Source organism: Azospirillum oleiclasticum (genome assembly GCF_013423485.1).
Classification (GTDB): Bacteria; Pseudomonadota; Alphaproteobacteria; order Azospirillales; family Azospirillaceae; genus Azospirillum; species Azospirillum oleiclasticum.
On sequence record NZ_JABFFR010000037.1, the window covers coordinates 58,886 to 68,016 of the forward strand.

At 69.1% G+C, this 9,131-nt stretch carries 9 protein-coding genes; 5 read left to right on the plus strand and 4 right to left on the minus strand.

Annotated features, from left to right (window positions below; all coding sequences use genetic code 11):
* The first annotated feature begins 12 nt into the window (after positions 1-12).
* The gene (gene metZ, locus HL658_RS29665) at positions 13-1,230 is read left to right on the plus strand and encodes an O-succinylhomoserine sulfhydrylase (protein ID WP_180285140.1); all 1,218 of its coding nucleotides are present in this window, start codon (positions 13-15) and stop codon (positions 1,228-1,230) included.
* Between the two features lie 145 nt (positions 1,231-1,375).
* On the plus strand, positions 1,376-1,879 hold the full coding sequence (locus tag HL658_RS29670; RefSeq protein WP_180285139.1) for a phasin family protein: 504 nt from the start codon (positions 1,376-1,378) through the stop codon (positions 1,877-1,879).
* 114 nt (positions 1,880-1,993) lie between these two features.
* On the opposite strand, the gene typA is transcribed toward HL658_RS29670, so the two are convergent.
* Positions 1,994-3,823: a translational GTPase TypA gene (typA, locus tag HL658_RS29675; protein WP_180285138.1), complete on the minus strand. Its 1,830-nt coding sequence runs from the start codon at positions 3,821-3,823 to the stop codon at positions 1,994-1,996.
* Positions 3,824-4,143: 320 nt separating this feature from the next.
* On the opposite strand from typA, the gene HL658_RS29680 reads away from it, so the two are divergent.
* The 3 genes from HL658_RS29680 to HL658_RS29690 all read left to right on the plus strand — a co-directional run bounded on the left by HL658_RS29680 (position 4,144) and on the right by HL658_RS29690 (position 6,929).
* On the plus strand, positions 4,144-4,476 hold the full coding sequence (locus tag HL658_RS29680) for a hypothetical protein (RefSeq protein WP_180285137.1): 333 nt from the start codon (positions 4,144-4,146) through the stop codon (positions 4,474-4,476).
* A 5-nt stretch (positions 4,477-4,481) separates the two neighbouring features.
* Positions 4,482-4,820: a hypothetical protein gene (locus HL658_RS29685; protein WP_180285136.1), complete on the plus strand. Its 339-nt coding sequence runs from the start codon at positions 4,482-4,484 to the stop codon at positions 4,818-4,820.
* A 183-nt stretch (positions 4,821-5,003) separates the two neighbouring features.
* Positions 5,004-6,929 (plus strand): autotransporter assembly complex protein TamA, encoded by a 1,926-nt coding sequence (locus tag HL658_RS29690; RefSeq protein ID WP_180285135.1) that lies wholly within the window; start codon positions 5,004-5,006, stop codon positions 6,927-6,929.
* Between the two features lie 22 nt (positions 6,930-6,951).
* Here the strand turns inward: HL658_RS29690 and msrP are convergent, their stop codons facing one another.
* The 3 genes from msrP to HL658_RS29705 all read right to left on the minus strand — a co-directional run.
* On the minus strand, positions 6,952-7,917 hold the full coding sequence (gene msrP / locus HL658_RS29695; RefSeq protein ID WP_180285134.1) for a protein-methionine-sulfoxide reductase catalytic subunit MsrP: 966 nt from the start codon (positions 7,915-7,917) through the stop codon (positions 6,952-6,954).
* Between the two features lie 87 nt (positions 7,918-8,004).
* Positions 8,005-8,472: a Dps family protein gene (locus HL658_RS29700; RefSeq protein ID WP_180285131.1), complete on the minus strand. Its 468-nt coding sequence runs from the start codon at positions 8,470-8,472 to the stop codon at positions 8,005-8,007.
* Positions 8,473-8,666: 194 nt separating this feature from the next.
* Positions 8,667-9,131: methyl-accepting chemotaxis protein (locus HL658_RS29705; protein ID WP_246338039.1), on the minus strand; the 465-nt coding region annotated here is incomplete at its 5' end.

A 9,131-nucleotide genomic window follows, 5' to 3' on the forward strand; every position in this document is an offset into this window, starting at 1 on the left:
GGAGAGGCTGCCTTGAGCGAGAACACCACCCCCCGCAACCACCGTGCCCCCGATGTCTCGGGCCTGCGCCCGCGCACCCGGCTGGTGCATGGCGGCACCAGGCGCTCGGGCTTCGACGAGACCTGCGAGGCGCTGTACCAGACCTCCGGCTTCGTCTACGGCTCGGCGGAGGAGGCGGAATCCGCCTTCGCCAACGACGGCCAGCGCCACGTCTATTCGCGCTTCCGCAACCCGACCTCCGGCATGTTCGAGGACCGGCTGGCCGAGTACGAGGGGGCGGAATGGGCCTACGCCACCGCCAGCGGCATGGCGGCGGTCTTCGCCTCGCTGTTCAGCCACCTGAAGGCCGGCGACCGCATCGTGGCACCCTGGGGGCTGTTCATCTCCTGCCTCTACTGCATCAAGGACATCGCGCCGCGCTTCGGCATCATACCGGTGCTGATCGACGGCACCGACATGGCGCAGTGGGAGGAGGCTCTGTCCCAGCCCACCGCCGCGGTGTTCCTGGAAACGCCCAGCAACCCCTGTCTCGACATCGTCGATCTGCCGGCGGTGGCGAAGCTCGCCAAGGCGGCGGGGGCCAAGGTGATCGTCGACAACGCCTTCGCCACGCCGGTGCTGCAGCGGCCGTTCGAGATGGGGGCGGACGTGGTGGTCTATTCCGCCACCAAGCACATCGACGGCCAGGGCCGCTGCCTGGGCGGGGCCATCCTGACCGACCGCAAGTTCGCCACCGAGGTGGTGCACCCCTTCCTGCGCCACACCGGCCCGACCATCAGCCCGTTCAACGCATGGCTGCTGCTGAAGGGGATGGAGACGCTGGAGCTGCGCGTCGCGGCACAGACGGAATCGGCGCTGCGCATCGCCCAGTTCCTGGAAAGCCACCCGAAGGTGGAGCGTTCGCTCTACCCGTTCCTGACCAGCCACCCGCAGCACGACCTTGCCCGCCGGCAGATGACCGGCGGCGGCACGATGGTGTCCTTCTGGGTCAAGGGCGGCAAGGCGGAGGCGTTCCGCACCATGAACAGCCTGCGCGTCGGGCTGATCTCCAACAACCTGGGCGATTCCAAGACGCTGGTCACCCACCCCGCGACCAGCACCCATTCCAAGCTGAGCGACGAGGACAAGCGGAAGGCCGGCATCACCCCCAACATGATCCGCCTGTCGGTCGGGCTGGAGGACAGCCAGGACCTGATCGATGATCTGGAGCAGGCTCTGGCGACCGTGTGAGGTCATACGAAAAAAGTGGTGGACGGACGGGTTCCGTGCCACTGTGCCGCGTGTGACCCTTGCCGATGTGGGGGCCGCATCATGGAACCCATGGGCGGCCCCCACGTTAGCAACGGTCACCCGGATCGAGAGGACGACAGACACGATGACCGATCGCAACAACGCGGAACCCGCGACACGGCTTCTGGCGGTGGCGGGAACGCTGGCGAACAACGGCGTCCGCCAGGGCGAGATGGGGCTGGCCGCCGCACAGACGATCGGATACCGCACGGCCATGCTGGCCGCGGCCTTCGGCAACCCGGCCAAGATGGCGAACCCCGAATTCATCCGCATGGGTGCGGAGAAGGTGGAGGCCGCCGCGGAGGCCGCGCAGGAACTGGCGGAGGGTTTCGCCGAGCTCCAGCACGCCTTCCTGGCGATGTTCACCGGGCAGGCCCGCATGGCGGTTACCCTGCTGGGCGGGCTCGGCACCGCGCGCTCGCCGGGCGAGGTGGTCGGGCTGTTCGAGGAGAGCATCAACGCCGGGCTGAACGCCGGCATCCACTTTGCGGAATCGGCGGCCAGCTTCGCCACCGCCGGCCTCGGCCCCATCCACCGCAAGACCCGCTCCAACGCCCGCCGTCTGGCCCGCAAGGCGGTGTGGAGCTGATCGGCTCCTGATACCCGCCCCCTCCGGGGGGCGTCGCGGACGCCTCCGAGTGCCAAGAAAAAAGCCCCGATGAGTGATGCTCATCGGAGCTTTTCGTTGCGCTTCAGCGGCTCGTCACGCCTCGGCGGCGGCGCGCTGGTGCTTCTTGCGCTCGTTGGGGTCGAGGTAGCGCTTGCGCAGGCGGATGGACTTGGGCGTCACCTCCACCAGCTCGTCGTCGGTGATGTAGGACAGGGCACGCTCCAGCGTCATCTGGATGGGCGGGGTCAGACGGACCGCCTCGTCCTTGCTGGTGGTGCGGATGTTGGTGAGCTGCTTGCCCTTGATGACGTTGACGTCGAGGTCGTTGCCGCGGGTGTGCTCGCCGATGATCATGCCCTGGTAGACCGGAACGCCGGGGTCGATCAGCATCGGCCCGCGGTCCTCCAGGTTCCACAGCGCGTAGGCCACCGACACGCCGTCGCTGTTGGAGATCAGGACGCCGGTGTGCCGCGCGTTGATGGTGCCCTTGTAGGGGGCGTAGCCGTGGAACAGGCGGTTCATCACGCCGGTGCCGCGGGTGTCGGTCAGGAACTCGCCGATGTAACCGATCAGGCCGCGCGACGGGGCGTGGAAGACCAGCCGGCTCTTGCCGCCGCTGCCCTGGCGCATCTCCACCAGATCGGCCTTGCGCTCGGACAGCTTGGAGACGACGGCGCCGGAGAACTCCTCGTCCACGTCGATGACGACCTCCTCGATCGGCTCCAGGCGCTGGCCGTTCAGGGGGTCGGACTTGAACAGCACGCGCGGCCGGCTGATCGACAGCTCGTAGCCCTCGCGCCGCATCGTCTCGATGAGGATGCCGAGTTGGAGTTCGCCGCGGCCCGCCACCTCGAAGGCGTCGCCGCCCTCGGTGTCGCGCACGCGCAGCGCCACGTTGCCCTCGACCTCGCGGTAGAGGCGGTCGCGGATCATGCGGCTGGTGACCTTGTCGCCCTCGCGGCCGGCCAGCGGGCTGTCGTTGACCGAGAAGGTCATGGCCAGCGTCGGCGGGTCGATCGGGTGGGCGGGCAGCGCGTCCATCACCTCGGGTGCGGCGATGGTGTCGGCGACGGTGGTCTGGGTCAGGCCGGCCAGCGCCACGATGTCGCCGGCCGACGCCTCCTCCACGCCCACGCGCTCCAGCCCGCGGAAGGCCAGCACCTTGGAGATGCGGCCCTGCTCGATCAGCTTGCCGTCGCGGGTCAGCGACTTGATCGCCATGTTCGGGCGGACCTTGCCCGCCTGGATGCGGCCGGTGAGCAGGCGGCCGAGGTAGGGGTTCGCCTCCAGCGTGGTCGCCAGCATGACGAAGGGTTCCTCGTCGCTGCCGACGCGCGGAGCCGGGACATGGTCGCGGATCAGCGCGAACAGCGGCTCCAGCGTCTCGCGGGCGCCGTTCTCCAGATCCGTGGTGGCCCAGCCGTTGCGGCCCGACGCGAAGAGCATGGGGAAATCGAGCTGCGCGTCGGTGGCGTCGAGCCCGGCGAACAGGTCGAACACCTCGTCATGCACCTCGTGCGGGCGGGCGTCGGGGCGGTCCACCTTGTTGACCACGACGATCGGGCGCAGGCCGAGCTTGAGCGCCTTGCCCAGCACGAACTTGGTCTGCGGCAACGGCCCTTCGGCCGCGTCCACCAGAAGCACCACGCCGTCGACCATGGACAGGATGCGCTCCACCTCGCCGCCGAAATCGGCGTGTCCGGGCGTGTCGACGATGTTGATGCGCAGCTCGTTCCACAGCACCGAGGTGCATTTGGCGAGGATGGTGATGCCGCGCTCGCGCTCCAGATCGTTGGAGTCCATGGCGCGTTCGGCGACCTGCTGGTTCTCGCGGAAGGCGCCGGACTGCTTGAGGAGCTGATCCACGAGCGTGGTCTTGCCGTGGTCGACGTGCGCGATGATGGCGACGTTACGGAGGTTCATGGGTTTTTCGTCTCGCTGGGGCCGGTCCCGGATGCCGCGCTCCACACGCAACAAAAATGCCCACGCGACGGCATGTCGGCGGGCACCCTCCGGGGAAACTGTTGCGGCGCAATATAATGATTCACGGGTCCGGTGCAAGCGACGTTTTGCGGGGGGCTGCCAGCGGCGGCACGCGCACCCACGATCGTCGGTCGCATGGCGGATCGCGGCGACCATGCGCACAGCGCATGGCTTGCGCCCCGCCATCGTCTGTCTTTGCGTTTGATCGCCCCTTTCGGATGACGCTAACTGTATCGGTCGAGTAGCGGGACGTTTCCCGCGTGAGCGGTGGTGGCGGCATGGGGTGCGAAATCAGATTGCCAGAGACGATCAGCGTCTACTACCGGATGGTCGGCCCCGTGCATGTCTTCACCTCGCCCGAGTTGCGTGGCCTGCACATCGGGAATGAAGATCTGGCCGAGGCGTTCCGGCTGATACCGGTCGCGGTCAGTGGCCTTCTGGAGATCAAGACCGGAGTCCACGCCGTTTACGAGCCCGATGTGTCGTTCGCCGAGTTCGAAGAGCATCTGAACGACCTGGACGCGGACGCGCTGGCTGCTCCCGCACTTCAGATGAAGATGGGTGAGCGCAACCACTTCGTCCGAGGTTCGTAACCCAATTGCCGCAACCGCCCGGCGTCCCGCCGAACCCGAAAAACCGAGAATACATCACGCGGGATCGGCTCTGCCAGACGCTCGAGAAGCTTGGGTGCCGCTATCTCGAAATGCGGCGGGACAAATGCGATTTCTGGCTGACGCCACGCGGTGAGCCGTTCACGGTCGCCGATCCGGGCACGGTCGGGAGCGGCGGAACCCTCCTCTACCACATCCAATACGCCAGGGATCTCGTCGCCCAAATTGCGAAGATGGACAGCGAATTCGCGCAGAACGCGGCACGGGATGCGGGGTTCCGCCTCAGAAAGACAGCGATAAAGTCGATCGGCCGCGGCGCCGACTGACGCAGGAACTGCGGCGCGGCACACCCACGGGGTGCGACGCGGCGGTACAGCGGCGTTGCCCGGGGGACACGGGCGGACGTTCGGACGATGTGGATAGCGCCGAATTCCGGAGCGACAACCATCCCGTTCCGTTACAGTTTGCGCCCCGACACCCGATCGCCCCCATCCGTTCACCCGAGGCCGATGCAGGATCCCACCCGACACCGCCCCCCGCGACACCCTCGCTCCCGGCACCGGGCGCGGGCCGCCCGGCTGGCCGCTGCGCTGTTCCTGGCCGCGGGCCTGGGTGCCGGCGTCGCCCGCACGCAGCAGCCGGCCGAGGGCGAGGTGCCGCCGCAAGGGCAACAACCGGGGTCGGCGGCGGTGCAGGGCGTGCCCTACACCGTCGCGCTGACAGGGGTGGAGGATGCGCTCGAGGGCGTGCTGCGGGAGACCTCGTCGCTGGTCTCCCTGCAGGAGGACCCGCCGCCGTCGCTGCTCGGGCTGGAGCGGCGGGCGTCGCAGGACCGGGAGCGGCTGCAGACGGCGCTGCGCTCCGCCGGCCATTACGACGCGCGGCTCGACATCGCCATCGACGACACGAAGAGCCCGGTCGCGGTGACGGTGGCGGTGCAGCCGGGGCCGGTCTACCGCTTCAAGACCATCGCGTTGCGCACGGCCGACGGCGCCCCCCTGCCCGGCCCGGCCATCGAGCCGGCCACCATCGGGCTGACGCCGGGCGAGCCGGCGCTGGCACCGCAGGTGACCGGGGCGCAGAGCCGGATCATCGACAGCCTGCGGGCGCGGGGCTACGGCTTCGCGCAGGTGGCGGACCGGCAGGTGCTGGTGGACCACGGCGACCGCAGCATGGACGTGACCTACACGGTCGCCCCCGGCCCGCTGGTGCGATTCGGCGAGACGCGGATCGACGGGCTGAAGGACGTGAAGGAAAGCCTGATCCGCGGTCGCATCCCCTGGGCCGCGGGGGAGGTCTTCGCCCCCGCCAAGCTGGACAAGGCGCGCACCGACATCGCCGCACTCGGCACCTTCGACCTGACGCGGGTGACGCTGGCCGAGCAGCCGGGGCCGGACGGGGTGACGCCGGTCGATGTGACGCTGGAGGAGCGGCTGGCGCGCTTCATCGGCTTCGGCTTCACCTACTCGACCTCCGAAGGGCTGGGGGTCAACGGCTATTGGGGCCACCGCAACCTGTTCGGCGGGGCCGAGCAGCTCCGCATCACCGCCGAGGTCGGGCGGCTGGTCGGCGGCGACTCCTCCGCCTCGGGTCTCGACAAGACCGACCTGCGGCTGGGGGCGGAGTTCCGCAAGCCGGACTTCCTGGCGCCCAAACAGACGCTGCTGGCGAGCTTCGGCGTGGTCACCGACAACCCGCCGGCCTACGAGCGGGAGGCCGCCATCTTCGCGCTGGGGCTGGAGCGGCCGATCCTCGACGGGCTGACCGTCAGCTACGGCGTCACCACCGAGGCGGCGCGCACCGTCACCAACGACCGAACCTACCGCACGGCCCTGTTCGGCGTGCCGCTGGCGGCGCGCTACGACGGCTCCGACAGCCTGCTGAACCCGACCCGGGGATACCGCCTGTCGCTGGCCGTCACCCCCTGGATTCCCATCGGCGGCGACACCGACTCCCAGTTCGTCACCACCAACCTGATCGGCAGCGCCTACCACGACATCCGCGGCGACGGGAATTACGTGCTGGCCGGGCGCATCGGGCTGGGCAGCGCGGTGGGGGCCGGGCTGTCGGAAGTGCCGCCGGACAAGCGCTTCTACGCCGGCGGCGGCGGCTCCGTCCGCGGCTACGGCTTCCAGGAGGTGGGGCCGCGCGACCGCGAGGGCGACCCGACCGGCGGCCGCTCGCTGTTCGAGGCCGGGCTGGAGATGCGCATCAAGGTGACGGAGACCATCGGCGTCGTTCCCTTCGTCGACGCCGGGGCCGTTTACGACCGCGCCTTTCCCGACATGAGCGAGCCGCTGAAATTCGGCGCCGGGGTGGGCGTGCGCTACTACACCGATTTCGGGCCGCTGCGGGTGGATCTCGGCGTGCCGCTGAACAAGGAGCCGGGGGACGACAGCTGGCAGCTCTACATCAGCCTGGGGCAGGCCTTCTGACCTCAGCCCCCCGCGTACACCGTCACACGTACAGCTTCTCCCCCTCCAGCCCCTTGTACAGGTCGGCGACATACGCCCCGTAGCCGTTGAAGAGCTGCGTCGGCACACGCGCGTCGGAGCCCAGCAGCCGTTCGGTCTTCTGGCTCCAGCGGGGGTGCGGCACATCGGGGTTCACGTTGGCCCAGAAGCCGTACTCGCTGGCCTGTATGCTCTCCCAGAAGCTGACCGGACGCTGGTCGGTGAGGGTGATGCGGGCGATCGACTTGATCGACTTGAAGCCGTACTTCCAGGGCAGGACGAGGCGCAGCGGCGCGCCGTTCTGCGGAGGGATCGGCTTGCCGTAGAGACCGGTGGCGATGAAGGCCAGCTCGTTGGCGGCCTCCGCCACGGTCAGCCCCTCCACATAGGGCCAGGGGTACCAGAACTGCTTCTGGCCGCTCGCCACCTTGTCGTTCTTGAAGGTCTCCATCCGCACATAGCGGGCGGACGACAGCGGCTTGGCCATGTCCAGCAGCGCCTTCAGCGGAAAGCCGCTCCACGGCACCGCCATGGCCCAGGCCTCGACGCAACGGTGGCGGTAGAGCCGCTCCTCCAGCGGCATGCGGGCGAGGAGCTGGTCGATGTCCACGGTCACCGGCTGCTCGACCATGCCGTCGATGACGACCGCCCAGGGCCGCACCGGCAGCTTCTGCGCGGCGCGCCAGATCGACTTCTGCGAGCCGAACTCGACGAAGTTGTTGTAGGTGGTGGCGAGGGATTCGTCGGTGACGGCGCGGTCCAGCGTGAAGGCGGCGTTGCGCGCCACCGGGTACAGCCCGGCCGACGGGTCGGCGGGCGCATCGGCGGCCAAGGCCCCCTTGGGCAGCAGCCCGCCGGCCAGGATCGTCGCCCCCGCCCCGGCCAGCAGCGCGCGCCGGCCCATCCACACGGATTCCGGCGTGGCCGCCCGCTCCGGCAGTTCCCACCCGCGGTTCCTTCGGATCAGCATGCTGCACCTCCCGGCATTGTTTCCGGTCCGTACATGATCCGAAAGCCGCTCACCGTCCAGTCACGGCCCGGTGAGCGGCGGTCACGATCACGCCAGCATGCTGCGCAGCATCCAGGCGGTCTTCTCGTGGATCTGCAGGCGCTGGGTCAGCACGTCGATGGTCGACTCGTCGTTGCCCTTCTCCGCGGCGGGGAAGACCGAGCGCGCGGTGCGGGCGACCGCCTCGTGCCCCTCGACGAGCTGGCGCAGCATGTCCTGCGCGTTGGGCACGCCCGGCTCCTCCTTGATGGAGCTGAGTTCGCCATACTGGTGGTAGCTGCCCGGCGCGAAGTGTCCCAGCGCGCGGATGCGCTCGGCCAGCACGTCCAGCGCGTTCCACAGCTCGGTGTACTGGGTCATGAACATGGTGTGCAGCGTGTTGAACTGCGGCCCGGTCACGTTCCAGTGGAAGTTGTGGGTCTTCAGGTAGAGCGTGAAGGTGTCGGCCAGCAGGCGCGACAGACCCTCGGCGATCTCCTTACGGTCGGCGTCGGCGATCCCGATGTCGATCTGCATGGTCCCGTTCCTTTCCCGATGACGGTGTGTTGAATGACCACGGATAACGTAAGCCGCGACCCGCCGCCGGTCCAGCCCCTTCCCTGGAACGATTCTAAACTATCGCCCATCGTGGCTGCGGCGGATGCGCGCGGCTGGCACCATGCACACACGAAACCGGCGCTCCGGCCGAAGCAACCCCACCTTAAGTCCTATCACCCCTGACGCAGACGCCCGAGGAAGCCGGCCACCTCCGCGCGCAGCGTCTCCGCCTGGGTGTCGAGCCGTTCCGCGGCGCTCAGAACCTCCTGCGCTGCGCTGCCGGTCTCCCCGGCGCTGGCGCTCACCGCGGCGATGCTGCCGGCCACCTCGCCGGTGCCGGCGGCGGCCTCCTGCACATTGCGGGCGATCTCGCCGGTGGCGGCGGCCTGCTGCTGCATGGCGGCGGCGATGGAGCCGATGACGCGGTCGATGGCGACCACCGTGTCGCCGACCCCGCGGATGGACTCGACCGCGGCGCCGGTCACCCGCTGCATGCCGCCGATCTGGGCGGAGATGTCCTCGGTGGCCTTGGCCGTCTGGCTGGCGAGATTCTTGACCTCGCCGGCGACGACGGCGAAGCCCTTGCCGGCCTCCCCCGCCCGCGCCGCCTCGATGGTGGCGTTCAGCGCCAGCAGGTT

What these genes read in the sequence shown, in the direction of transcription:
- HL658_RS29670 (WP_180285139.1), top strand. Translation starts at nt 1,376, where the DNA reads ATGACCGATCGCAACAACGCGGAACCCGCGACACGGCTTCTGGCGGTG.
- typA (WP_180285138.1), bottom strand. Translation starts at nt 3,823, where the DNA reads ATGAACCTCCGTAACGTCGCCATCATCGCGCACGTCGACCACGGCAAG.
- HL658_RS29690 (WP_180285135.1), top strand. Translation starts at nt 5,004, where the DNA reads ATGCAGGATCCCACCCGACACCGCCCCCCGCGACACCCTCGCTCCCGG.
- msrP (WP_180285134.1), bottom strand. Translation starts at nt 7,917, where the DNA reads ATGCTGATCCGAAGGAACCGCGGGTGGGAACTGCCGGAGCGGGCGGCC.
- HL658_RS29700 (WP_180285131.1), bottom strand. Translation starts at nt 8,472, where the DNA reads ATGCAGATCGACATCGGGATCGCCGACGCCGACCGTAAGGAGATCGCC.